Source organism: Paraburkholderia fungorum (assembly GCF_046027605.1).
GTDB lineage: Bacteria > Pseudomonadota > Gammaproteobacteria > Burkholderiales > Burkholderiaceae > Paraburkholderia > Paraburkholderia fungorum_F.
The window spans coordinates 120,438-144,400 of the sequence record NZ_JAQQEF010000007.1; the positions used below are offsets into that span (position 1 = coordinate 120,438).

Genomic DNA, 23,963 nt, shown 5'->3' on the forward strand with positions numbered 1-23,963 from the left:
TCCCGGTCGCTTACAGGTTGATCAGGGTCTGGTCGACGGTTTGCTGGGTCTTGATCGTCTGCGCGTTCGCTTGATAGTTGCGTTGCGCGGTGATCAGGTTCACCAGTTCGCTCGTCAGGTCGACGTTCGAGTCTTCCACCGCGCCGCCTTGCAGCACGCCGTGGTTGGTCGAGCCCGGTGCCGAAATCTGCGCCACGCCCGAAGCCGAAGTCTGCTGGAATTCGTTATTGCCGAGGTCCACGAGACCGTTCTGGTTCGAGAAGTTGGCCAGCACGATCTGACCGAGCGCGGCGGTTTGCTGGTTCGAATAGTTGCCGGTCACCGTGCCGTCGGCGCCGATCGTGAAGCTCGTCAGCGTGCCGGCTGCGAAGCCGTTGGGCTGCAACGAATTCACGCCGTCCTTGCCGCCGAACTGCGTCGTGCCGGCGATGTTCAGCGTCAGGGCCTGCGGCGTCGCCGAACCGTCGGTGTTCGGGATCGAGAAATTGAACGCGAACGGCGTGGTGGTGGCGACACCGGCTGCGTCCGTCGTGCCGAGCAGCGTGCCCGACGAGTTGAAGTTCGCGTGGCCGACCAGTTGCGCCGTGCCGGTCGAGGTACCCGCGTACACGTTCCACGTGCCGGACGAGGTCTTGGCGAAATACATGTTGACCGTCTGCGAGCCGCCGAGCGTGTCGTAAACCGTCGTGCTGGTCGAATAGTTGTACGTCGTGTTGCTGTTCTGATTGAACGCGACCGTGGTCGGCGCAATCGCGACGGTGTCGCCGTCCGCCGGCGTGCCGCTGAACGTGATGCTCTGGCCGTTGCCGAGCTGGATCGCAGTGCCGGCCGTGTAAGCAACCGGAGCGCTCGTCGTGTTGAGCGTGGAGTCCGTCACCGTATAGGTGGGCGGGGTGGTCGTGGCGTTGAACTTGACCGAATAGGTGTCGTTGTTCGTGCCCGCGGCGGTGTTCGTGACCGTCGCGCCGCTGTTGGTGAGCGTGCTGGTCCCGCCGAGCGTGGACGTCACCGCTGGCGTGCCGAGCATCAGCGGGTCTTGCGCGTTCAGGTTCAGGGCGGCGGCGATGTTGGTGGTCGCTTGCGGCGCGATGTTCGTGGTCGGCACAGTCAGGGGCACGGTTTGCGCGGTGTTGATAATGCCCGAGCTGTTCGCGGCGTAACCCATCAGTTGCAGGCCCTGGGCGTTGGTGATGTTGCCGTTCTTGTCGAGCTGGAACACACCGTTGCGCGAATACACCAGCGAGCCGTTGTTCGACAGCTGGAAAAAACCGTTGCCGTTGATCGCGACGTCGAGCGCCTGGTTGGTGCTGGTGATCGTGCCCTGCGAGAATTGCTGCTGCACCTCCGAGAGCTGGGTGCCGATGCCGACCTGGTTGTTCACCGCAGTCGCCACCGAATTGGCATACATGTCCGCGAATTGCGCCGCGCCACTCTTGAAGCCAACCGTATTCGCGTTGGCGATGTTGTTGCCGATCACGTCGAGATCGCTCGACGCTGCGGACAAACCACTCAATCCCTGCTGGTAACCCATGACGGTCTCCGTATCTGGAAAGTCGTAACTGACTGAATCTGAATCAGAGGATGGCCGCGACGCCGGTCAGCCCCACGGTCGAACCGTTCGACAGCACGAGGCCCGGCGTACCGTCGCTCTGCATGACGACGCTTTGCACCGTCGCGCCCGTGAGGGTCGTCGCGGTGGCTTGCTGACCGTTGATCGTGCCGACGGCGCTGATCGTGTAGGTGCCGTCGGGCAGCGCGTTGCCGGCCGCATCGGTCGGCGTCCAGCCCACCGGAATCGTGCCGGCCGACTGCTTGCCGAGGTCGAGCGTGCTGACAATCTGTCCCGCCGAGTTCTTCACCACCACCTGCAGATCGCCCACCGCGTTGGCGAGCTGCACGCCGAACGCGCCGGCCTTGCCGCCTGACACCGCCACCGAGCTGCCCGGCGCGAGCACGGTCGAGCCGATCAGCAGCGCGGCTTGCGACTGCTGGCCTGCCGACAACTGGGTGGCGAGCGAGCTCAACGTCGTGTTCAGCTGGCTGATGCCCGACACCGTGTTGATCTGCGCCAGCTGCGAGGTCATCTGCGAGCTGTCCATCGGATTGGTCGGATCCTGGTTCTGCAACTGCGCGACGAGCAGTTGCAAGAACGTGGTCTGCAGATCGGTCGCCGAGGTGCCCGAAGTGCTGCCGGTCGAACTGGTCGAGCTCGATGCACTGTTCGTGCCGTTCATCGTATCGAGCAACGTTTGCGACACAGTCGTGCCGTTGTTGCCGATGGTGGTGTTGGTGGTCAAGGAGCTCTCCTCAGGTTCCGATCGTGAGCGTTTTCAGCATCAATGTCTTGGCGGTGTTCAGTGTCTCGACGTTGGCCTGGTACGAGCGCGAGGCCGAGATCATATTGACCATTTCCTGCACCGGATCGACGTTGGGCAACGTGACATAACCGTCTGGATTGGCCGCGGGATTGCCGGGGTCGTAGGCGGTCTTCATTGGCGTCGGGTCGTCGACCACGCCGGTGACCTGCACGCCGCCGACCTGCTGGCCGGAGCCCGTGCGCGCGCCGCCGATCGGGTTGACCGCGAACACGACCTGCTTGGCCCTGTACGGCTGGCCGTCCGGGCCGGTCGTGCTGTCCGCGTTGGCGAGATTCGACGCCGTCACGTTGAGCCGCTGCGACTGCGCCGACATCGCGGAGCCAGCAACATCGAAAATGTTCATTAAAGATGGCATGTTTCCTGATTTCTCCTGTGTCGATCGGAGTTAGCGCTTTAGCGCTTACTCCGATCCCATGCAACGCAGTTGCACGGTTTGACCGGCTTCAAGTTAAATCCCGTAGCGATTGTTCTTGCGTACTGCTGTGTCTTTTTTGCAGTGTCTGTTGCTATGCGTCTTTGCTTTGCGCCTTTTTTACGAGCCCGACTGAATCGCCGAAAGCATCGTCTTGATCTGGTTCGACAGCACCGTCATGCCTGATTCGAAGTGCACCGTGTTGTCCGCGAACTGCACCCGCTCCGTGTCGATATCGACCGTGTTGCCGTCGAGCGCGGGCTGCGTCGGAATGCGGTATTGCAAATTGCCGTAGTCGTCGGGCGTGCCGCCGGTCGGCGTCAGCGTCGCGTTGCCGGACATGTGGCCCGGCGCGGTCACCGCCATCGACATGCCGTTCGCCACCCCCGCCGGTTGCGTCATCGCGAGCGTCGAGTTGTTCGAGGCGCCCATGCCCGCACCGCCGTCCGCCTTCTTCAGCGCGCCGGCCAGCGACGAAGCGAAGTCGACGTCGCGCGCCTTGTACCCGGGGGTATCGGCGTTGGCGATATTCGACGACAGCAGTTCCTGCCGGTAAGCGCGTACATCGAGCGCCTGGCGGCCAAAGGCGAATTCGGCATCGAGTTTGTCCAGCATTGAAATCTCCGGAGAACGTTCCCGAGTCTTCCCGCTCGTTCCTCGCTGTGCCTCGTATGAGCACCGCGCCGGACGGGAAGACCTTTTTGCATGAGGTGCATCTTATGGGCCGCACGCAAGTCGCAATCGGACGAATAACCGGGAAAGGGGGCTTCTATTCAACGTTTGCGCAATGGGGGCGCTCACTAGAATGCAATGCGTACCGATGCATTCGATGGAGAAACTCGATGGACCAGCCCACCCCCGATCTGACGCACCGCGCGAGACGCGCGGCGATGGCGCGTCGCGTGGGTGCGAGCGCTATGCGCCGGACTTCACGGACTGTTGTACGCCGCACGTCTCGTCTGCTGGTGCGCCTCGTCGTGAGCGTGGCGCTATGGGTCGCCGGCGGCATCGTGCTGCCGCCCGCGGCACAGGCTCTCGACGCTGACGGTCCGATCGTGATTCCCGGACCGGGCGAGAAGAATCCCGCCGCGCTCGCCGATCTGGCCCAGCAGATGGAGGCAACGCCCGCGAAACGCGCTGGGTCCGCGGCGACGCTCGCCGCCGCGACCGCGCAGTCGCTGACGCCGGGCCCGGTCGCGCGCGACGCCGATCAATTCACGCGCGCCGCCAACGCGAGCGGCTCGATCGTCATTCCGGGCGCAGGCGAGCCGCCTGCCGCGCCGCAGATGATCCGCACCAGCTTCAGGCCCGATGCGAATGGCGTCGTCACGATTCCCGCACCGGCAAATGCCAATGCGGCGGCAGTCAATTCCGCCGCCGGAATTGCGCGCGTCAATGTGACGCAGGGCTCGGGTCAGGTCGTGCCGGTTGTGATCACGCCGGCGTCCGCGCTCAATGCCGGTCAACAACGCGCCGGCGTGCAGCCGGTGGCCGCCAATGCGCCCGCCAACGGTGTCGAAAGCGCGATCGGTAACGCGCCCGCAGCCGGTGGCTTCGACAGTCTTGCTTCGCGCGGCGAGCCGCCGCAGTTGGGCGCGAACGGCAAACCGGTCGTGACCACGGCGGCCGCAGCGAAACCGGCGCCGACGCCCGCACCGATACCGGCCGCGCCCGCCACCATCGCCCGCGCGCCGTCGATGCGCCAGGTGGCGCCGGCCGTAGCACAACAGAACCTGCGACCCGCTGGCGCAGCAGCGGCGCAATCCGTGCCACTGGCGGGACAGGAAGACGCCGAAGCGATTCGCAGCGCCGCGCTCGCCTTCTTGCAGCAGCAATCGGCCGGCTTGCCCGGCAAGGTCGACATCACCGTCGCCCCGGCGTTTCCGCGCGGGCTCGCGGCCTGCACGACGCTCGAACCGTTCATGCCGAGCGGCGCGCGCCTGTGGGGCCGCATGACCGTCGGCGTGCGCTGCGCCGGCGAACGCCCGTGGACCATCTATCTGCAAGCGCGCATTTCACTGCACGCCACTTACTATCTGGCCGCCCGCGCGATGGCGCCGGGCGAAGTGTTCACCGCCGCCGACCTCGTCGCACGCGACGGCGACCTGACCGGTTTGCCGGAGGCGATCGTGACCGACCCGTCGCAGGCGGTCGGCTCGGTGTCGCTGGTGCGCGTCGCCGGCGGCATGCCGTTACGCCGCGACATGCTGAAAAGCGCGTCGGCGGTGTCGATCGGACAAACCGTGCGGGTCGTCGCGGCGGGCGCCGGCTTCGCGATTTCGGCCGAAGGCAGCGCGATGAACAATGCGTCGCCGGGCCAGCAGGTACGCGTCAAGACGGCTAACGGCCAGATCATCTCCGGCGTCGTCAAGGACGGTTCGACGGTGGAGATTCAGCTGTGAGCTCGCACCTCATCAGCCCGTGCGGCGACGCGGATTCAAACCGGACAACCGATGCGACAGGCAGCGCGGATGTCAAACCCGTCAAGGGGCCGGATCGCCTTGAAAGACAAGGCAAAAGCTGGAGCGATTGCGCTAAAGTTTTGATCACCGATTGCCGTTATCAGGATCAAATCGTTCAGGAAGCCAATCGTGAAAGTCGATTCCACAACCAATTCGAATCTGCCGACGTTGAAAGACGCCCTGTCCCGCTCGCAGCAAAGCGACGCGGCAAGCGCGAACGGCAACGCGCAGAGTGCGGGCACGAGCTCGCCGGCCACCAGCAGCAGTTCGGGCGACGCCAGCGTCAGCCTGTCGGGCCTGTCGCAGCATCTGCGCAGCCTCGCGGCGTCCGGTTCGGCCGATATCGACACGGCGAGCGTCGAGTCGATCAAGGCAGCGATCCAGAACGGCTCGCTGCAGATCGATTCGAGCAAGATCGCCGACGGCGTGCTGAATACCGCACGCGAGCTGTTGCAAAGCAAACCCTCGTCGACCGGCAACTAATCGACCCATCGAAGTACGGTGAACTGCCGGGCGGCATTCGACAAACCCGGCTCGCGAAGCATGCGCGAGCCGCCGTGTTCAGCGAGTTGTTGAGATGAAAGACGCCCTGCTTGCCACCCTCATCGAAGAATATTCGGCCGTCGAGACGTTCGCCTCGATTCTGACGCTCGAGACCAAGGCGCTGACTGCCTTGTCGCCGCTGGAATTGCTGCCGCCGATCGTCGAGAAGAAAACCGAACTGATCGGCGCGCTCGCCCAACTCGAAGCCAGGCGCGACGCGCTGCTTGCGGAAATGGGCTTTCCGGCCGGCTGGGCCGGCATGGAACTCGCGGCCAGCGCGGATGCGCGGCTGGCCGAACAATGGACACTTCTGCAAAAGGCCGCCGACCGCGCGCGGCGCTTCAATACGAGTAACGGTGAGTTGATCCGCGTGCGGATGGACTACAACCAGCGCGCGCTGACGGCACTTCAGGTAGCCGTGCCGCAGAAGACCGGCTTCTATGGGCCGGATGGCCGGATCCCGGCCCGAGCCGTGGCGTAGACCTGCAACACCCGAAGATTTCTTCCCGCGTCAGTCGCGTTTCGCGCACAGACAGCGCCGGAAAACTGCATTGAAGAAAGGGCTCGTCGTTGACGAGCCCTTTTGCTTTTTCCCTCCCGCAAAGCACATCCACCCATCCTCACCGCTACGCGTTAGCCATCCGGCCAGGTGGCGCGGATTCGTGCGCCGCGTTGAAATCACGAGCTCCCCCCATGAGGTTCTCCGCTCTTCCGGCAGCTTTTAAACGCTGTCGCATACGAGCCAGGCGGAACGTTACTCACTAGCTAGGTTGTGTAATCGTGTGTATGATTTCAGGAGTGCAATATGAACAGTGCCGAGGTCGTCAAATTGATTCAAGCGGATGGCTGGCGGCTGATCCGGATATCGGGCAGTCACCACCCTTTCCGGCACGCGGTAAAAGCCGGTCTCGTGACCATCCCGCATCCAAAGAAAGATCTCCCACCCGGCACACTGAACAGCATCTTGAAACAGGCGGGTCTGAAATGAAAAACCTGATTTTCCCGATCGCGGTCGAGCTCGGTGATACGCACCATGCGTTTGGCGTGGTGGTGCCCGATATCCCGGGGTGTCATGCGGCGGGCGATACGCTGGAAGAAGCCTACGCGAACGCGAAGGAGGCGATCGAGGCGCATCTCGATACGCTGCTCGACGAAGGATTGCCGATTCCCGAACGGCTAACCCTCGATGCGCATCGGTGCAATCCGGATTACGCGGGTTTTACGTGGGGTTTTGTGACCACGCGAAACATCCCGGCGTTGAAGAAGGCGGTGCGCATCAATATCTCGCTGCCCGAGGCGCTGGTTCACGATATCGACGCTTACGCCCAGGCGCGCGGCATGTCGCGCTCGGCGTTTCTCGCGCTGGCTGCGGAGCATGAAATGGCCGACGCCTGAGGGCAGGCGGAGCTCGGGCGCACCGCCGGTCAAACCTCCATCCATCGAACCTCAGGTCGCCTCGGCGTTTGCCCAGGCCATTTCGCGCAGGCGTGTGCGCAGGCGCGCCACGGCCTGGCTGTGCAACTGGCACACCCGCGATTCACTGACTTCCATTACCGCGCCAATTTCGCGCAGGTTCATGCCGCGTTCGTAGTACAGCGACATCAGCAGCTTCTCGCGCTCGGGCAGGCGGTCAATCGCTTCGATCAGCGCCGAGCGCAAGCTGTCGTCCAGCAGCGCCGACAGCGGGTCCGAATGATCGACGCAGTAACGGTCGAGAAACGGCTCGTCGTCCGCGGAACGGTCGAAGTCTTCGTAATAGATCAGCTGGCTGCCGTGCAAGTCCTGGAGCATCGACTGATATTCGTCGAGCGGCATCTGCAGATGTTCGGCGATTTCCGTTTCGCTCGCCGAGCGACCCAGACTCTGTTCAACCTTGTGCACGGCCGTTTCGACTTCGCGCGAAGTGCGCCGCAAGCTGCGCGGCAACCAGTCGTTGCTGCGCAACTCATCAAGCATCGCGCCACGAATCCGCTGGCTGGCATAGGTCTCGAACTGCGCGCCCTGGTCTTCCTTGTAGCGGCTCGCCGCGTCCAGCAGCCCGATCATGCCGGCCTGGATCAGGTCATCGAGATCGACGCTCGCCGGCATCTTGGCAACGAGCTGCAAGCCGAGGCGACGCACCAGGGGCGCGTACTTCGTCAGAACCTCGGCCTGGGAAATCTTTCCCTGAGCGTTATACATCGTGCTCCCCTTGTCCCTGTGCCGCCTCTCAGGCGTGCTGCACGGACGGTTGGTCGGCGTGTTGCGCCGCTGTAACTGTCGCAGGCGCCATCCAGGACGTTTGCGACGACATCGCTGGCCGCATCGGCCAGTACTGCAATTCGGCGGCAAGGTGCCGGAAGTCACGCGCAGCCGGTGTCGATGGGAAGGCATCGACGACACACCGCGACAATTCCAGGGCTCGCGCCATCCGCGCATCGGCGGCAATGCAACCGGCGTGTTCCAGCGCCACCGTCAGGTAGCGGCCAGCCACACCGGCCAGGTTGACAAAGGCGGTACGGGCGTCGTCCACGCTCTGCACGTGGTTCACCAGTACGCGAAACTGCGCGGTGGCGTGTGCGTAGTGCAGACGTTTCATGCACGCGTATGCCTCGGTGATCGCTTGCGCGGCCACCCTTGTCACGATCATCACGTCGTGCGCCTGCATCGCGAGCGGCGACAGCTGACCATGCTGGTCGAGTTGCGCATCGATCAGCACGATGTCGGCGGAACCGCGCAACACCACGCCTAACTGCGCGGCCGTGTGGCCTGCGCAGTTGTTGCGCGAAGCGGTCAGCACGGAGAAGCCCAGCGCGTGGCGCGCGGCGGCATCGTCGAGCGTCATCTCGCCGCGCAGCACCGCCGCAAAATTGCCCGCGCCGCGCATGCCGCCGAGCATCGCGCTCACCGACTTCTCGCCGAGGCACTCGTCGATCACCAGCACATCCTTGCCCTGCTGTGCGAGCGCCGCAGCAAGGTTCACCACGGTCGTCGTGCAGCCGACGCCGACCGGGCCGCCCGTCACCGCAAGTACGCGCGAGCCGCTTTTCGTCAATAGCCGCCGCAGACCTTCTGCCTGATCGGCCATGAATTTATCCAAAGCGGACCTCGTGCAGTTCGGCCGTCGAGCGCGCGGACAGCGCGGACAGCAACGCCGGAATGTCGTCGTCGTGCGGCACGAACGGCGAGTTGTCGCGCGGAATGCAGAACGTGCTCTTGATCAGGAATTTCTTCGTCGCGACGTACAGGTTTTCCGGCACCTTCTGACCGGTCGACACGTAGTGCACCGGCAGCTTGTAGCGGATCACCGTGTCGAGCACGCCGCCCAGATTGGTGGCTTCGTCGAGCTTGGTCAGAATGCAGCCGGCGAGCGGCTGTTTATCCGGCGCGCGCTGATAGGCCTGCACGACTTCGTTCAATGTGTCGCCATGGCTCGTCGCGTTGAGCAGCAGCAGGCGCTGCACCGGCTGACCGGCGCGGCACAGCATCGCGATCTGGTCGGAAACCAGACGGTCGCGCTGGCTCATGCCGATCGTGTCGATCAATACGATGTGCTTGTTGCGCAGCTCGGAGAGCGCGAGTTGCAGATCGCCACCGTCTTTCACCGCGTGGACCGACACGCCGAGGATCTTGCCGAAGATGCGCAGTTGTTCGTGGCCGCCAATCCGGTAGCTGTCGGTGGTGAGGAGCGCCACCTTGCTGGCGCCGAAGCGCATCACGCAGCGCGCGGCGAGCTTGGCGGTGGTCGTGGTCTTGCCGACGCCCGTCGGGCCCATCAGCGCGAATACGCCGCCGCGTTCCATCAGCGCGTCTTCGTCTTCCATCACCGGCAGGTTCGACTCGAGCACCGAGCGCACCCAGGCCATGCCGCCGTCCATGGTGTCGACGTCGTCGGGCAGGTTGTCGACCATCATCTGCACGAGCTGCGCGGAGAAACCGGCGGCGAACAGATGCTTGGTGAGCGCGGCGCGTGCCGGGCTGCGGCGCTGACGATCGCCCCACAACAGGCCGGCGAAGTGTTCTTCCATCATCCCGCGCATCGACGACAGCTCGCTCATCACGGTGTCGTTGACGACCTGCTCCATGCGGGTCTTGATCGCTTCGGCGACCGAGGCGGGCGTGCGGGCGTCGTCGCCCGTCGGCAGCGGCAGCGCACTCTTCTGAGCGGTGCGGCGCGCGGCGACTTGCGCGGCTTCGCGGGCCCACTCGGGCGTATCGCTGGCTTGCGGCTCGGCCGGTCTGACAGAGGCCGCTTGTACGGCGGATTCGACCGCGACGCCAAGGCCCTTGGCCATTGCCGCAGCCGGCGTCATCGCTGCGGGACGCGCGCTGTACGCGCCCTGTTCCTGCTGTTCGGCGGCGATGCGGCGAGCGTGGTCGATTAGCCAGGGATTCGATTCGGCCATCGTGCGCGGCATTTGAGCTTCAGCGGCGGGAACGACGGGCGTGGGCGGCACACCCGCGGCTTTGAGCAGATCCGCACGGAGGTCTTCGGCGAGACGCGTCGCCGCAGCGCGGGCGCTGGGTTTATCGATGCTGACCGGTTGTGAGGCGGTCGGCGCGGACGATGCGGCTGGCGTCGTCGGCGAAGTGTGTCGCGCTTTGGCGGCGCTCGTGAGCGTGGCTTTCGGTGCGGCGGCGAGCCTGGCGGTGGAGACCTGCGCTTCGTCAGCGTCGGCGGCGGCGTCGGCTTGAGCCGCATGACTGCTCATCGTCTCGGTGCCCGCTTCCGGGCTTGCGCCGAACACCGACGAGAACACATCAGGCATGCCGCTCGCATACGGGTTGGCTTGCATCGCGCGCGGTGCGGCGAGCGTGGGCTGCTGTGAAGCCATTGCATTCGTCGGCGCGGCCAGCGCTGCGCCTGCGTTGCGTCGCGGCGTCTTAGGCGTGATGGCGGCGAGGTCGCTGTCGGCCAGTGCGACGATCTCGACGCTGCCGTCGTCCATCGTGTGATTGGACAAAACGACGGCATCCGGGCCCAAGGCTTCGCGCACGAGACGCAATGCATCGCGACTGGTAGCACCGACAAATTTACGAATGTTCAAGCTGGACCCCCGATGAGCTATACGGACTAACGGACCGGCAACATACCGCTTCCCATTGAGACCATTATTGCGAAACCCGTCGAGTGACGATCGATGGATAAAGACGGGTAAAGGTGGGCAATTCGGGCGATGGAAAGGTGCGTCGAGCCTCGCGCGGCATGGTTTGAAACAGGCTTTCCGGCGGCGTCGGAGCACGCCTTCGGGAGCGCGGCATGTGCTCCGCCGGCTGCTTGCTTCACGAAAAACCAGGCGCCGAATTGAAAACCGGCGCTCGAGGAGCGCTGGCGGAAACCATCGGTCCGGGATAAATGGCGTCTAACTATTTATCGGGGTACAACTGCGCGGCGTTTTAACCATGCGCCCCGATCAGATTCACCACCTTGATATTGCGCGTATCCGGCACTTCCGCATAAGACAGCACTTTCAACTGCGGCAAACTGCGGCGCAGGAAGCGCGCGAGCATCGGCCGTAGCGCGTGCTGCACCAGCAGCACCGGTGCGAGTCCGAGGTTCTGCTGACGCGTCATCGCCTTCTGCGTTTCGTTCAGCAGCGTATGCGCGAGGCCCGGTTCAAGGCCCGGATTGGCGCCAGTAGACAGCGCCTGTGACAACACCCGCTCCAGATTCGGGTCGAGGCCCATCACCTGCATGTCGCCCGCGCCCGGAAACCACTGCTGCGTAATCGCCCGGCCCAGCGCGAGGCGCACGGCGGCGCTGAGCTCGTGCGCGTCGGTGACCTTCGGCGCGTGTTCGGACAGCGCTTCGAGAATCGTGCGCATATCGCGGATCGGCACGCCTTCTTCGAGCAGGTTCTGCAGCACCTTTTGCAGCGTGGTGAGCGGCAGCGACTTCGGCACCAGGTCGTCGACCAGCGACGGCGTGTCCTTCTGCATGCGCTCCAGTAGCGCCTGCACTTCGCGGCGGCCGAGCAGTTCGGACGCATGCGCGACCACCAGGTGATTCAGGTGCGTGGCGACCACGGTGCTCGAGTCGACCACCGTGTAGCCATACACCTGCGCCTGTTCGCGCAGATTCGTATCGATCCAGATCGCCGGCAAACCGAACGCCGGATCTTGCGTCGGCGTGCCCGGCAGCGCGGCAGACACCTGCCCGGGATTGATCGCCAGCCACTGCCCCGGATACGCTTCGCCGATGCCCACCTCGACACCCTTGAGGGCAATCCGGTAGCCGTTCGGCCGTAATTCGAGGTTGTCGCGGATATGGATCACCGGCGGCAGGAAGCCGATTTCCTGCGCGAACTTCTTGCGGATGCTCTTGATTCGCTTGAGCAATTCGCCGTCCGAGTTCTGGTCGACCAGCGGAATCAAGCGGTAGCCGACTTCGAGACCGAGCGTGTCGATCATCGTCACGTCGTCCCAGCTGGCTTCGGTGTTTTCGACCGGCGCCATCGCGGCCGGCGCGACGTCGACCAGCGTCGTGCTGGTCTTGCGGTCCTCGCTGCGCTTTTTCATCGTGCGGCCGAGTTGAATCAGCCCGCCGCCGAGAATCAGAAACGCGAAGTGCGGCATGCCGGGAATCAGGCCCATCAGCACGAGAATGCAGCCGGTGATCGCCAGCACGCGCGGATTCGTGAACAACTGCCCCGTCAATTGCGTGCCGATGTCTTCATTGGTCGCGACGCGCGAGACGATCACACCGGCCGCCGTTGAAATCACGAGCGACGGGATCTGCGCGACGAGCCCGTCACCGATCGTCAGCAGCGTATAGGTCTTGCCCGCGGACGCGAAGTCCATGCCGTGCTGAACCATCCCGACGACCAGGCCGCCGAGGATGTTGATCACCATGATCAGCAAACCGGCGATCGCGTCGCCCCGCACGAACTTGCTCGCGCCGTCCATCGAACCGTAGAACTCGGCTTCCTGGGAGACTTCCAGCCGGCGCTTGCGGGCTTGATCCTCGTTGATGAGGCCGGCGTTCAGGTCGGCGTCGATTGCCATCTGCTTGCCGGGCATCGCGTCGAGCGTGAAGCGCGCGGACACTTCCGCGATCCGCCCCGCGCCCTTGGTGATCACCATGAAGTTGATCACCATCAAAATGACAAAGACGACGATACCGACCGCGAAGTTGCCGCCCACGAGAAAGTGACCGAACGACTCGATCACCTGACCGGCCGCGGCCGGACCGGTATGCCCTTCGAGCAGCACGATACGCGTGGACGCCACGTTCAGCGACAGGCGCAGCAAGGTCGAGAACAGCAGCACGCTTGGGAAGGCGGCGAAGTCGAGCGGCTTCATCGTGTACATGCTGACGAGCAGCACCATCACGGAAAGCGCGATATTGAAGGTGAACAGCAGATCCAGCAGAAACGGCGGCAACGGCAGAATCATCATGCCGAGGATCATGCAGATCAGCACCGGCCCTGCGAGGGCGCGCAAATTGGTGCCGCTCAAGGCATCCGGGCGTCGGGACAGAAATCCGGCGCGAGCGTTCATGCGGAGGCTCCTGAAGCATCGTCGTTATTTGGGTTAAGCGCGTCGACGGCTTCCTGCTCGGCTTCATCGTCCGGCACGCCGCCCTTGTCGAGTTCCGCCGGCACGTCGAAGTCAGTCGGTTTGACCGGCACCTCGCCGCCCTCGGTCTCGAAGCGTCGCAACTGATACACCCACGCGAGCACTTCGGCGACCGCGCCGTACAGTTGCCCCGGAATCTCGCGGTTCAGATCGACGTTGTGATACAGCGCACGCGCGAGCGGCGGCGCTTCCAGCAGCGGCACGTTGTTTTCGGCAGCGATTTCGCGAATCCGCGCCGCCACCAGGTTCACGCCCTTGGCGATCACCTTCGGCGCGCGCATCTCGCCGTCTGTATATTGCAGCGCGACCGCGAAGTGCGTCGGGTTGGTCACCACTACGTCGGCCTTCGGCACCTGGGTCATCATGCGGCGGCGGGCCATCGCGCGCTGTTGCTGGCGAATCCGGCCTTTGACATGCGGATCGCCTTCGCTTTCGCGGTGTTCCCGCTTCACTTCTTCCTTCGTCATGCGCAGTTTCTTGTGGAACTGCCAGAGTTGATACGGCACGTCGAGCGCGGCGACGACGAACATGCCCGCCACCGTCATGCCGCAACACGCTGCAATCAGATGCGCCGAGTTGGCGAGCGCGAGGTGCAGCGGCTGGGTCGCCAGCGCGAGAATCTCCTCGCGGCGGTTCCAGATCGCCGTCCCGCCGATGCCGCCCACCACGAGCGTCTTCGCGAGCGACATACCGAGCTGGACCGGCCCGTTGATCGAAAAAATCTTGCCGAGGCCGGCGATCGGATTGAGCCGGCTGAACTTCGGCTCGAGGCCTTTCGCCGACAACTGCCAGCCGCCCAGCGCCATCGGCGAGAGCAACGCGGCAGCGCCGGTGAAGGCAAGAATCGGCAGCAACGCGTACAGGCCTTCGCGGCCTGCGGCGCCCGCGCCGATCAGCATGCGGCGGGTTTCAAACGTCGTGGCATGGTCGAATATAAAAGCGGAGCGCAGCATCGCCTGCAAATGCTCGCCGATGCTGCCTGCCATACCCCATGTGCCGAAGAATCCCGCGCCCAGCAGCGCAAACGTCGACAGCTCCCGCGAACGCACAATCTGCCCTTCCTCGCGCGCCTTTTGCAGGCGCCGGGGCGTGGCTGATTCGGTTTTTTCGAGGTCGCTATCCTCTGCCACAAACGCTCTCCAGTCGGCTGAGGCACGGCGCCTCTTTCCAGTGAGAGCGATTATTCCCGCTCGACGCAAGCCACGATCGGCGGATAAGCACGGAGAAAGGGGGGCATTTCGAGGGATGGAACAGCCGGCAGGCGGCGCTTGCCGGTGGGGCCGCACGGCTCGCCCGCCCGGGCGATGGGCGCGGGCTACGGGCGGCTAACTGAGGGCCAGTCGGCCGAGCGTGATTAATTACGGATGCCAGCTCCGCTCAATCGGACACCCGCGCCGCTTCGCGCGGGTATCCGACGGGCTCTTACGCTTTCGCCACGCGGCTCAGAAACCGACGTAAGGCGCCTGACCGCCGCTCGCCGTCTGATCGAAACCGTAATACATGTGGCGGCCATAAAAGAATGGCAAACCGAGATCGAAGCTGCTGTTGCCGCCGATCTGCCCGGCCAGGTCGTTGAACGCAAAGTTGCTGGTGTTACTGAACAGCGTCGCCGCGTTCATGATGCCGATGCTGACGCCGGCCTTTGCGCTTCCCACACCGGCCAGGGTAATCGACCGGGTTTGCGCGGCCGATGGGCAATAGAACTCGGCGAAATTACTGCTGCACAGCGGGAGCGAGTTATCGGCGAAGAAATAGCCGTTCGAACCCGAATCGAAGAACGCCTGCACGGTCGTGCCGTTGTACACGCTGTTGTTCAGGTCGCCGAAGGCATCGGTGGTGAAGGTCTGCGAGGCTGCGAGCGCGTTGTTCGACTGCGTGCCGATGCCGAACACCAGCGTGCCGATGGCGGATGGCGCACCGGTGTTGGACACCGGCGGCATCTGCACGATCACGCCGTTGTTGTCGACCGCAAAGCTGGCGACCGGATTAGCGACCTGCTGGTTGAGCGGCACCGCGGTACGGACGCAGGAGGTGCCGTTCGGACACGAGAAATAGTTGCTGAAGTTGGCTGCCGTCACCGGGTCGACGCAGGTTGCGCCGCAATCCGTGGGTGCCGTGCCGATGCCGAGAATGCCATTTGCGCCGAGATCGCCGGCGGTGTTTTCCGCCGAACCGCTGGCGCAACCGCGCGAGGGCACCGTGCTGGCGGCCTTGTCACCGATGATCTGCAGCGGGATGGCCGAGGTCGTCGTCTCGCCACCGATCGCCACTGTCGCAGTGCGCACCGTGCCCCACGTGTAGCCGTCGGCGAAGGTTGCGCACTCGGCGAGTTGCGCGCCGCTGCCGGCCACCGTGCTAACCGGCAGCGCTTGCAGTAACGATGCATTCAGCACCGAGCCGACCACGCGCAGCCCGAACGAACCGGTATCGACCTGGATATTGTTGATGGTCTGACAATTGGAAGCCGAGCCAGGCGCGCAAACTTTCACGCTAACCGTCGGAATATTGATGACGCCGCTCACACCCCGACCAACCGTGATCGGCACCGTGTTCGCCGCGGTCGCGGCTATCGGTTGCTGGGTCGGGCTGGCCGGCAGCGAGCCGCCGTTCAGCGAATTGTTATTCGAACTGTCGCCACCACCACCACCGCCGCCGCATGCCGCCAGCGCCGACACCAGGGCCACGGCCACGACGGCCCGCGCCCAGCCCTTGAGCTTTACAACACTATGCATGGTTCGCATCGTTTGTCCTCGCCCTTACTGGATGTCGGAACCGCTGACGCCGGCGGGCAGCGCGGGCGGCAACCAGGCCTGACCGTTGAACGCGCCCATGTGGCCGCCGGAGCGGACCACGAGGCTGCCCTGGTCGACCGCGACGGGGCCATGACCGCCTCCGCGCGCCGCGCGCACGGCTTTCACGCCGGCCACGTACTGCGGAAAATAGCTGCCGAGCAGATCGTTGAGATCCGGCATTTGGGGACCACGCCAGGCAAGGCCGAAGACCGAACCGTCCGCGGCCAGATACTCACGCACAACGGTGCCGTTGCCGAGCGTGGTTTCACGCACGGTGTAGGACGTGGAAGCAGGGACCGAAGACGCAGCACTGGAGGCAGAACGCATCACGCTTTGCGCAGCCGTTGCCGGGCTGGTGCCAAGCTGCACGGTGCGGGAAGAAACCGATGAATCCGCCGGGGGTGTCATTGGGGCGCCGCCCAGTCCCGCATGGGCGGACTGCGTGGCGGCCAGCAAACAAGGCAATGCAAGGGCCATAACAAACCCGGCGCGGCGTATGCGACTCCACATAACGAGGCTCCTCCCGAGCTGCTGCTGCTCGGCTCGCACCTCGTGCGAACCGGCCGCATGTATGCAGATCATACGACACTGCCGTGGTCGCACTCAGGAGGATTGCCTCACCGTGCCACCGGCCGGTGACTGTTTCTCACCGGCAAGCCGTGCCGCTGCTTGAACTCGTAGTATGCCAGTGGTTTGTGTCAGCAGACAGCAAGCGCATGCGCAGGCGTGGCTTGCCGCACATACCGGTCCGGTGTCGCGCCCTTGCGGGCAGCCCACAGGCCGCCCGCGGGTCACTCGTCGATCAGAAGCCGAGGCTCGCCAGCAGATCGTCGACCTGCGACTGGTCCTGCATCACGTCCGCTTTGCCTTCCGGATTGACCTGCGGACCATTCAACAGATGTTCGGGGCTGCCGGTGGACGACGGCTCGGCCGCCAGCGCCGCCGCATTCGCCGCGAACTGCTCGCGCCGCTCGAGCGCGATGTTCTCGACCAGCACGCCGAGCAGTTGCTGCTCGATCAGGTACACGACATCCGTGATCTTCTTGATGACCTGGCCGGTCAGATCCTGGAAGTCCTGCGCCAGCATGATCTCCATCAGCTGCGTGTTGGTCGCGGTGGTCGCCTCGGGCACGCCGCGCAGGAAGGTGCGCGTGTCGTGCAGCAGCGCGCGCACTTCGTCGTGCTCGATCGGCGCCGCATACCATTGCTCCCAGCGTGCATCGAGCTCGCCGGCATCTTTCTGCAACTGCTCCTGAATCGGCTTGGCGACGTCGATCGAAGACAGCACGCGCTCGGCGGCCTGCTCGGTCATGTTCGCGATGTACTTCAGACGGTCGCGAGCATCGGGCACGGCTTCCGCCGCACGCTCGACATGCTTGTCGAGCCCGAGTTCACGCATGGAGTCGCGCAGCGTGCGCGTCAGTTGTCCGATACGGGCGAGGATGCGGTCGGACGCGAAGTCGCCGCTCTCGTTGACCGCTTCGGCGCCTTGCGCGTTGGTCGGCAGATTCACATCAGCTCCCGGCTTTCGCCATCTTCTCAAGAATCTTATTGAGCTTCTCGTCGAGTGTCGCGGCGGTGAACGGCTTGACGACATAACCGCTCGCGCCGGCCTGCGCCGCCGCGATGATGTTTTCCTTCTTCGACTCGGCCGTCACCATCAGCACCGGCAGATGCGTGAGGCTCGCGTCGGCGCGGATTTCCTTGAGCATGGCCAGACCGTCGAGGTTCGGCATGTTCCAGTCGGAGATCACGAAGTCGAACGACCCGCCGCGCAAACGCGAGAGGCCGGCCTGACCGTCTTCCGCCTCGTCGACGTTCGAGTAGCCGAGCTCTTTGAGCAGGTTGCGAACGATCCGGCGCATCGTCGGAAAGTCGTCAACCACCAGAATCTTCATTCCCTTATCCATTTCATTCCCTTTGCTTGATCCATGGTGCGGCGCGTGACCGCCAGTTCTGTCAGGTCCGTGTCGGCCGGAGTTAGCGCTTTAGCGCTTACTCCGGCCCCATGCAAGGCTGTCGGCCGGAGTTAGCGCTTTAGCGCTTACTCCGGCCCCATGCAAGGCTGTCGGCCGGAGTTGGCGCTTTAGCGCTTACTCCGGTCCCATGCCTGGCTCTCGCCGTCAGGCCCGCGCATCATACCCGCTGTACGCGTTCACCCATCGACGACAGACGCGCCATCACGCGACGGCTCATCTCCGGCAGTGACGCAATTTCGTCCGCGGCGCCGAGCGCAATAGCTTCGCGCGGCATACCGAAGACGATACAACTCGCTTCGTCTTGCGCGAGGGTGTACGCCCCCGCCTTTTTCATATCCAGCAGTCCGGCGGCGCCGTCGCGCCCCATTCCGGTCAGGATCACGCCGACCGCGTTCTTGCCCGCGTGCTGCGCGGCCGAACGGAACAGCACGTCCACCGACGGCCGATGCCGGTTCACCGGCGGTTCGTCCGACAGATGCGCAATATAGTTCGCGCCGCTGCGCGCCAGCAACAGGTGAGCGTGGCCAGGCGCGATATACGCGTGTCCCGGCAGCACGCGTTCGCCGTGCTCTGCCTCTTTAACGGTAATCCGGCACAAACCATTAAGGCGTTGCGCAAAAGATTTTGTGAAACCCGGCGGCATATGCTGCGCGATCAGCACGGCGGGCGCATCCGGCGGCAGCGGCACGAGCACTTCGCGGATCGCTTCGGTGCCGCCCGTCGAGGCGCCGACGATGATCAGTTTCTCGGTACTGAGCAGCGGATTGTTGAAGAGCGGCGTAGCGGCGGCCACGGGCGCAGCATGCGTAGCCGCGTGCTGGGCGGGCGCGGCCTGGCGCACCCGCGCGCGGGCGGCCGCGCGCACCTTGTCGGCGAGCTTTTCCGCGTACTCGAGCATGCCGTCGCGAATGCCGACCTTCGGCTTGGTCACGAAGTCGACCGCGCCGAGTTCCAGCGCGCGCAGCGTGATTTCATTGCCGCGCTCGGTCAGTGACGACACCATCACGACCGGCATCGGCCGCAGACGCATCAGCTTTTCGAGGAAGTCGAGGCCGTCCATGCGCGGCATTTCGACGTCGAGCGTCAGCACGTCCGGGTTGTGCTGCTTGATGAGCTCGCGCGCGACCAGCGGGTCGGGCGCGGTCGCCACGACGGTCATGTCCGGCTGGCCGTTGATGATCTCCGTCATCAGGCTGCGGATCAGCGCCGAATCGTCGACGCACAGTACTTTGATCTTTTGCACAGCGCTCACGCCTCCTCTGTAGTTCTGGCGTTGTTTGGATTAATTGGGCGCGGGCTTGACCCGAACAGCTCGATGCGCGGCTTGCTTGCACCCGTGCTCGCGCTGCCTGCCGGGCTTGCCGCACCTGCCGCGCCGAACAGCTCCACCTTGGGCCGCGTGGCGGCCGGCGTCGAGAACAACTCGACCCGTCGGCGCGCCGCCGCGAGCCGCTCGGCACGCGCTTCGGCGCTTTGCCGCACGAGCGCCTGTTCGCGCTCGGCCACGCCTGCCTCCTGCTGCAAGCGCAACTTCTTCACCATCACCTGGCCGGTGCGCGGCATGAAGGCGACCTTGCGCGGATAGTTTCCCTGCAAATCCTCAGCGACGATGCGGATCTTTTCGAGCGCCAGATAGCGGCGCACGAATTCCGAATTGCGATCGCCGATGTTCATCGTCGTCATGCCGGCCAGCACCGCGCCGCCACCGAACACCTTGGCTTCGAAGCGTTCGCGCCGGCCGCCGGCCTTGATCAGCTCGTTGATCAGCACTTCCATCGCATATGCGCCATAGCGCATCGAATCCGACGCGGGCTGGCCGGCGTCCGCGCCGTCGTCGGGCAGCATGAAATGGTTCATGCCGCCAATGCCCGCCGTGCGATCCTGGATGCAGGCCGCGACGCACGAACCGAGCACGGTGACGAGCACCATGTCTTCGTTGGTGGTGTAGAACTCGTTCGGCAACAGCTTCACGCCGGGCCGTTGGAAATGATTGTCGAAGTACAGATTCGTCGCAATCGGCAGGCTGCTGCTCATGCGGTCACCCCGCTAGTCTTGGCGCTGCCGGCTTGGCCCGTGGCGCGTCCCGGCGTGCGCGCGGCGGTGCCGGCGCCGGCGTCGCGCGTCAGTTCGTAGACGGTCTGGCCGCGCAGCTTGAACGCCTGCGTCACATAGGTGAAATTTTCCGAATGGCCGGCGAACAGCAAACCGCCCGATTTCATCAGCGGCTCGAAGCGCGCGAGCACCTGCGCCTGGGTCGGCTTGTCGAAATAGATCATCACGTTGCGGCAGAAGATCGCGTCGAACTGCGAGCGCAACGCGTAGTCGCGGTCAGTCAGGTTCAGTTGTTCGAAGCGCACCATCGCGCGCACTTCGGGGCGCACCTTCACCATGCCGGTGTGCGCGCCCGTCCCCTTCAGGAAGAAGCGCTTGAGCCGCTCGGGCGACAGATGCTTCACCTGGTCGAACTGGTACATGCCGGCTTCGGCTTTCGCCAGCACCTGCGTGTCGATGTCGGTGGCGAGCACGCTCGCCTGACGCGCGCCGCTGTCACCCAGCGCTTCGATCAGCGTCATCGCGATCGAGTACGGTTCCTCACCGGTCGAGGCCGCCGAACACCACACCGAGACCGGCTGCGCACGGCGCGGCACGAACTCGGCGAGGATCGGAAAATGGTGAGCTTCGCGGAAGAACGCGGTCAGGTTGGTGGTCAGCGCATTGGTGAACGCTTCCCACTCGGCCGGATCGTTTTCCGCTTCGAGCAGATCGAGATACTGCTTGAAGGTCTCGAGGCCACGGGCGCGCAGGCGTCGCGCCAGACGGCTGTACGCCATGTCGCGCTTGTGATCCGACAGCGAAATACCCGCGCCGCGATGAATCAGCTCGCGAATGCGGGCGAAATCCGCCGACGTGAATTCGAAATCCCGTCCTTGCTCGCCGGGTCTGGCCGGTTCCACCCGTTCGGGACTTGCCGGTTGCGGACTTGCCGGTTGCGGACGTGCCGGTTGCGGACCTGCCCGACGCGGAGGTTGTTGCGCGCGCGTTGCCATCATGAAAGTTCCTGCCTGCGATACGAGCCATCCCACTTTTCGCCCAAAGGATTGCTTCGGGAGAAAGGGGTTGTGTTCGCGGGGTCGCGCCCGCCCGCGAGTTCTGCAAACACGCAGTCGGCCCGCGACACGCCTGTTAAGCGTGCTTCGATGATTCGCCCGTCATGGAGCGAGATGCCGAATGACCGCATGTCTTTGTGCCACTTCCTAAAACGTTTCCCAGTCCGCGTCCGATCCCGCCGACGCCGTGCCTGCCGCGGCCGGACGTGCTGTGGATTCGGCTGCGGCGCGGGCCGTCCTCGGTTTCAGAGCCGGCTCGACCCGTGCCGCGTCGGCGCCATGAGTAGCCGAAGCCGGTGCTGCGTGGTTTGCCGCCTGGGTCGCCGTGTGCGTTGCCAAACTTGCAGCCGAATGCGCGGCGGCGTTGCCGTGCGCCTGCTGCGGTGCTTTGGCCGGCTGAGCAGTCTTGCCGCCGACCGTCGCTCCATCCGCGTTGCTGTTTGCGCTGCCCTTCGTGCCGCCGTTCGCGCGCATCGCGGCTTGCGTACGCACCCCGGTGGCGCCCGTGCGGCTCTGGCCGCCGGCCACCTTCCAGCCATTCACCACCGCTTGCAATTGACGCGTCTGGTCTTCGAGCGATGCCGCCGCCGCCGCAGCCTGTTCGACCAGCGCGGCGTTCTGCTGCGTCACCGCGTCCATCTGCACGACCGCGCGATTCACCTGTTCGATACCGCCCGACTGCTCTTCGGAAGCCGCGCTGATTTCGCCCATGATGTCCGTCACGCGACGCACCGCCTGCACGATCTCGTCCATCGTGGTGCCCGCGCGGCCGACCAGCGCCGAGCCGCTTTGCACCTTGTCGACCGAGTCGCCGATCAGTTCCTTGATCTCTTTCGCGGCGCTCGCGCTACGCTGCGCGAGGCTGCGCACTTCGCCCGCGACCACCGCGAAACCGCGGCCCTGTTCGCCTGCCCGCGCGGCTTCGACCGCCGCGTTCAGCGCGAGAATATTGGTCTGGAAGGCAATGCTCTCGATCACGCCGATGATGTCGACGACCTTGTTGGAACTGGCCGCGATGCCCTCCATCGTCGTGACGACCTGGCTCACCACGTCGCCGCCGCGCGTTGCGATATCCGACGCATTGACGGCCAGCTGGCTCGCCTGGCGCGCATTCTCGGCGTTCTGGCGCACGGTGCCGGTCAACTGCTCCATGCTCGAGGCGGTTTCCTGCAGCGAGGCGGCCTGTTGCTCGGTGCGTTGCGAAAGATCGGTGTTGCCCATGGAGATCTCGCGCGCGCCGGTGTCGATCGATTCGGTGCTGCTGTGAACCGCGCTCACCATCGCCGCCATGCTGTCCTGCATTCGCTTGATGCCGGCGAAGAGGCGGCCGACTTCGTTACGGCTGAATACTTCGATCTGCTCGGACAGATCGCCCGACGCGATCCGTTCGAAGCACGCCGTCGCATCGTTCAGCGGCTGCACGATCAGGCCACGCAGCGCGAAGCGGATACCCACGACCAGCAGCAACGCGATCCCGGTGACGCTGATGATCAACGTGGTCATCAACGAGATGTTCGCTTGCGCGCTTGCCTGCTGATCCACGGCACTTTGCTGGAGTGCCTTGATCACCGCCGATGCGGCATTGTCGTAGGCGATGAACATCGGGCTGATGTTCGTATCGGCGATTGCGTGATAGGCGGCCATGTCGTTGGCCTTCAGGGCCGCGAACTCCGGATCGATGCCGTCATGCATCAAGCTCGTGCGCTTCGCGACCACGTCGTCGAGAAGCGCCTGATCGATGCCTTTCTTCGGCGCATCGAGATAGCTCTGCCAGCTCTGATTGCCGTTGGTCAGCAATTCCTGCGCGCGATCGATCGCTTTCTTCGCTTCGTCCGCGTTGCCGGCGGCCGAGAGCGTGTTGAAGCGATCGATCGCGAGACGCGAACGCAACAGGTACGACGACGCATCGTCGATCGCATGAATGGCGACCAGATCGCCGCGCGCGATACGGTCGAGCGACTGACTCGCGCCGTTCAGCGCGGTTAGACCAAGCCCGCCGACCACTACCGTCAGCGCAACCAGAATGATCCCCACTATCGTCAGCGATGTGCGAATCGACCACCTGCTCAGCATCTTGGCACTCCCTGTTCGATCTATCTTTCGTACTCACGCGAACTGACGCGCTCCGGCGGCCCGGCGTTCAGGCGCTGAGCGATTCGATCAGCGCCATTTCGCGGCTGGTCATCAGCTTCTCGATGTCCATCAGGATCAGCATGCGGCCGTCGACCGTGCCCAGTCCCGTCAGATATTCGGTCGTCAGCGTCGCGCCGAATTCCGGCGCCGGCATGATCTGGTCGGCGGCGAGCGTGAGCACGTCCGACACGCCGTCCACCACCATCCCGACCACGCGATGCGCGACGTTCAGGATAATGACGACGGTCTGATGGTCGTATTCGACGCGGCCCAGATGAAACTTGATGCGCATGTCCACGATCGGCACGATGATGCCGCGCAGATTGATCACACCCTTGATGAACTCCGGTGCGTTGGCGATACGCGTGACGTTGTCGTAGCCGCGGATTTCCTGCACCTTGAGAATGTCGATGCCGTACTCTTCGGCGCCGAGCGTGAAGACGAGGAATTCCTGACCGCCGGCCTCTGCTTGCCGCGCGTCGCGGCGGCCATTCGTACCGTTCGCGACGTTCGAATTGATGGATTGGACTTCTGCCACGTTAGCCCCCAAACGGTTGGGATGAAATAAATAGAGTGAGTGTTGCGAAAACTGTGCGCGTT

General features: G+C 64.4%; 23 protein-coding genes. 5 read left to right on the plus strand and 18 right to left on the minus strand.

All coding sequences use genetic code 11. From position 1 onward, the window contains the following. Window positions 1-10: 10 nt before the first annotated feature. From PQR53_RS14165 to flgB, 4 genes are all read right to left on the minus strand, one after another. Entirely contained in the window at window positions 11-1,531 is a 1,521-nt protein-coding gene (locus PQR53_RS14165) for a flagellar hook-basal body complex protein (RefSeq protein WP_408454589.1), read from the minus strand. Window positions 1,532-1,574: 43 nt separating this feature from the next. Continuing rightward, window positions 1,575-2,297: a flagellar hook assembly protein FlgD gene (locus tag PQR53_RS14170; RefSeq protein WP_408454592.1), complete on the minus strand. Its 723-nt coding sequence runs from the start codon at window positions 2,295-2,297 to the stop codon at window positions 1,575-1,577. 10 nt (window positions 2,298-2,307) lie between these two features. Beyond that, complete coding sequence (gene flgC / locus PQR53_RS14175; protein ID WP_408454595.1) at window positions 2,308-2,733, minus strand: flagellar basal body rod protein FlgC; 426 nt, start codon at window positions 2,731-2,733, stop codon at window positions 2,308-2,310. Between the two features lie 177 nt (window positions 2,734-2,910). Beyond that, a complete protein-coding gene (gene flgB / locus PQR53_RS14180; RefSeq protein WP_408454597.1) occupies window positions 2,911-3,405 on the minus strand; it encodes a flagellar basal body rod protein FlgB in 495 nt (164 codons plus the stop codon). A 227-nt stretch (window positions 3,406-3,632) separates the two neighbouring features. Between flgB and flgA the strand changes: the two genes are divergently transcribed. The 5 genes from flgA (at window position 3,633) to PQR53_RS14205 (ending at window position 7,190) form a co-directional block, all read left to right on the plus strand. After that, on the plus strand, window positions 3,633-5,192 hold the full coding sequence (gene flgA, locus PQR53_RS14185; protein ID WP_408454599.1) for a flagellar basal body P-ring formation chaperone FlgA: 1,560 nt from the start codon (window positions 3,633-3,635) through the stop codon (window positions 5,190-5,192). A gap of 189 nt (window positions 5,193-5,381) precedes the next feature. Continuing rightward, the gene (flgM, locus tag PQR53_RS14190; protein ID WP_408454601.1) at window positions 5,382-5,735 is read left to right on the plus strand and encodes a flagellar biosynthesis anti-sigma factor FlgM; all 354 of its coding nucleotides are present in this window, start codon (window positions 5,382-5,384) and stop codon (window positions 5,733-5,735) included. Between the two features lie 94 nt (window positions 5,736-5,829). After that, the gene (locus PQR53_RS14195; RefSeq protein ID WP_408454603.1) at window positions 5,830-6,276 is read left to right on the plus strand and encodes a flagella synthesis protein FlgN; all 447 of its coding nucleotides are present in this window, start codon (window positions 5,830-5,832) and stop codon (window positions 6,274-6,276) included. Window positions 6,277-6,600: 324 nt separating this feature from the next. Continuing rightward, window positions 6,601-6,783 carry a type II toxin-antitoxin system HicA family toxin gene (locus PQR53_RS14200; RefSeq protein ID WP_408454606.1) on the plus strand — a complete coding sequence of 61 codons (183 nt, stop codon included), beginning with the start codon at window positions 6,601-6,603 and terminating at the stop codon, window positions 6,781-6,783. Then, complete coding sequence (locus tag PQR53_RS14205) at window positions 6,780-7,190, plus strand: type II toxin-antitoxin system HicB family antitoxin (RefSeq protein WP_408454608.1); 411 nt, start codon at window positions 6,780-6,782, stop codon at window positions 7,188-7,190. The genes PQR53_RS14200 and PQR53_RS14205 overlap by 4 nt, the downstream gene beginning before the upstream one ends. Window positions 7,191-7,241: 51 nt before the next feature. On the opposite strand, the gene PQR53_RS14210 is transcribed toward PQR53_RS14205, so the two are convergent. The 14 genes from PQR53_RS14210 to cheW all read right to left on the minus strand — a co-directional run bounded on the left by PQR53_RS14210 (window position 7,242) and on the right by cheW (window position 23,901). Then, complete coding sequence (locus tag PQR53_RS14210) at window positions 7,242-7,976, minus strand: RNA polymerase sigma factor FliA (RefSeq protein ID WP_179735036.1); 735 nt, start codon at window positions 7,974-7,976, stop codon at window positions 7,242-7,244. Between the two features lie 28 nt (window positions 7,977-8,004). Continuing rightward, window positions 8,005-8,874: a MinD/ParA family ATP-binding protein gene (locus PQR53_RS14215; protein WP_408454611.1), complete on the minus strand. Its 870-nt coding sequence runs from the start codon at window positions 8,872-8,874 to the stop codon at window positions 8,005-8,007. Continuing rightward, window positions 8,867-10,822: a flagellar biosynthesis GTPase FlhF gene (flhF, locus tag PQR53_RS14220; RefSeq protein ID WP_408454614.1), complete on the minus strand. Its 1,956-nt coding sequence runs from the start codon at window positions 10,820-10,822 to the stop codon at window positions 8,867-8,869. The genes PQR53_RS14215 and flhF overlap by 8 nt, the downstream gene beginning before the upstream one ends. A 349-nt stretch (window positions 10,823-11,171) precedes the next feature. Continuing rightward, window positions 11,172-13,274, minus strand: a complete 2,103-nt coding sequence (gene flhA, locus PQR53_RS14225) for a flagellar biosynthesis protein FlhA (RefSeq protein WP_408454617.1) — start codon at window positions 13,272-13,274, stop codon at window positions 11,172-11,174. Continuing rightward, window positions 13,271-14,482, minus strand: a complete 1,212-nt coding sequence (flhB, locus tag PQR53_RS14230) for a flagellar biosynthesis protein FlhB (protein ID WP_408454619.1) — start codon at window positions 14,480-14,482, stop codon at window positions 13,271-13,273. Before flhB ends, flhA begins: the two co-directional genes overlap by 4 nt. A gap of 312 nt (window positions 14,483-14,794) precedes the next feature. Further along, window positions 14,795-16,093, minus strand: a complete 1,299-nt coding sequence (locus tag PQR53_RS14235; RefSeq protein ID WP_408454622.1) for a DUF3443 domain-containing protein — start codon at window positions 16,091-16,093, stop codon at window positions 14,795-14,797. Window positions 16,094-16,108: 15 nt separating this feature from the next. Then, the gene (locus tag PQR53_RS14240; protein WP_408454624.1) at window positions 16,109-16,654 is read right to left on the minus strand and encodes a DUF2844 domain-containing protein; all 546 of its coding nucleotides are present in this window, start codon (window positions 16,652-16,654) and stop codon (window positions 16,109-16,111) included. Between the two features lie 292 nt (window positions 16,655-16,946). Further along, entirely contained in the window at window positions 16,947-17,657 is a 711-nt protein-coding gene (gene cheZ / locus PQR53_RS14245; RefSeq protein ID WP_408454627.1) for a protein phosphatase CheZ, read from the minus strand. Window position 17,658: 1 nt separating this feature from the next. Beyond that, window positions 17,659-18,054, minus strand: coding sequence for a chemotaxis response regulator CheY (gene cheY / locus PQR53_RS14250; RefSeq protein ID WP_179735052.1), 396 nt, complete (start codon window positions 18,052-18,054; stop codon window positions 17,659-17,661). Between the two features lie 226 nt (window positions 18,055-18,280). Then, window positions 18,281-19,366: a protein-glutamate methylesterase/protein-glutamine glutaminase gene (locus tag PQR53_RS14255; RefSeq protein WP_408454630.1), complete on the minus strand. Its 1,086-nt coding sequence runs from the start codon at window positions 19,364-19,366 to the stop codon at window positions 18,281-18,283. A gap of 5 nt (window positions 19,367-19,371) precedes the next feature. Next, on the minus strand, window positions 19,372-20,157 hold the full coding sequence (cheD, locus tag PQR53_RS14260; RefSeq protein WP_408454632.1) for a chemoreceptor glutamine deamidase CheD: 786 nt from the start codon (window positions 20,155-20,157) through the stop codon (window positions 19,372-19,374). Continuing rightward, window positions 20,154-21,173 (minus strand): CheR family methyltransferase, encoded by a 1,020-nt coding sequence (locus PQR53_RS14265; RefSeq protein WP_408454634.1) that lies wholly within the window; start codon window positions 21,171-21,173, stop codon window positions 20,154-20,156. Before PQR53_RS14265 ends, cheD begins: the two co-directional genes overlap by 4 nt. A gap of 204 nt (window positions 21,174-21,377) precedes the next feature. Next, window positions 21,378-23,303 carry a methyl-accepting chemotaxis protein gene (locus PQR53_RS14270; protein ID WP_408454637.1) on the minus strand — a complete coding sequence of 642 codons (1,926 nt, stop codon included), beginning with the start codon at window positions 23,301-23,303 and terminating at the stop codon, window positions 21,378-21,380. A 67-nt stretch (window positions 23,304-23,370) separates the two neighbouring features. Then, on the minus strand, window positions 23,371-23,901 hold the full coding sequence (gene cheW, locus PQR53_RS14275; protein WP_408454640.1) for a chemotaxis protein CheW: 531 nt from the start codon (window positions 23,899-23,901) through the stop codon (window positions 23,371-23,373). Window positions 23,902-23,963: the final 62 nt, after the last annotated feature.

Bases quoted from the DNA above. Each gene is read 5' to 3' on its own strand.
- flgA (WP_408454599.1), top strand. From the start codon at position 3,633: ATGGACCAGCCCACCCCCGATCTGACGCACCGCGCGAGACGCGCGGCG.
- PQR53_RS14210 (WP_179735036.1), bottom strand. From the start codon at position 7,976: ATGTATAACGCTCAGGGAAAGATTTCCCAGGCCGAGGTTCTGACGAAG.
- PQR53_RS14270 (WP_408454637.1), bottom strand. From the start codon at position 23,303: ATGCTGAGCAGGTGGTCGATTCGCACATCGCTGACGATAGTGGGGATC.
- PQR53_RS14195 (WP_408454603.1), top strand. From the start codon at position 5,830: ATGAAAGACGCCCTGCTTGCCACCCTCATCGAAGAATATTCGGCCGTC.
- PQR53_RS14165 (WP_408454589.1), bottom strand. From the start codon at position 1,531: ATGGGTTACCAGCAGGGATTGAGTGGTTTGTCCGCAGCGTCGAGCGAT.
- cheD (WP_408454632.1), bottom strand. From the start codon at position 20,157: ATGAGCAGCAGCCTGCCGATTGCGACGAATCTGTACTTCGACAATCAT.
- PQR53_RS14240 (WP_408454624.1), bottom strand. From the start codon at position 16,654: ATGTGGAGTCGCATACGCCGCGCCGGGTTTGTTATGGCCCTTGCATTG.
- flgC (WP_408454595.1), bottom strand. From the start codon at position 2,733: ATGCCATCTTTAATGAACATTTTCGATGTTGCTGGCTCCGCGATGTCG.
- cheY (WP_179735052.1), bottom strand. From the start codon at position 18,054: ATGGATAAGGGAATGAAGATTCTGGTGGTTGACGACTTTCCGACGATG.
- PQR53_RS14235 (WP_408454622.1), bottom strand. From the start codon at position 16,093: ATGCGAACCATGCATAGTGTTGTAAAGCTCAAGGGCTGGGCGCGGGCC.
- PQR53_RS14265 (WP_408454634.1), bottom strand. From the start codon at position 21,173: ATGATGGCAACGCGCGCGCAACAACCTCCGCGTCGGGCAGGTCCGCAA.
- flhA (WP_408454617.1), bottom strand. From the start codon at position 13,274: ATGAACGCTCGCGCCGGATTTCTGTCCCGACGCCCGGATGCCTTGAGC.
- flgB (WP_408454597.1), bottom strand. From the start codon at position 3,405: ATGCTGGACAAACTCGATGCCGAATTCGCCTTTGGCCGCCAGGCGCTC.
- PQR53_RS14200 (WP_408454606.1), top strand. From the start codon at position 6,601: ATGAACAGTGCCGAGGTCGTCAAATTGATTCAAGCGGATGGCTGGCGG.
- PQR53_RS14205 (WP_408454608.1), top strand. From the start codon at position 6,780: ATGAAAAACCTGATTTTCCCGATCGCGGTCGAGCTCGGTGATACGCAC.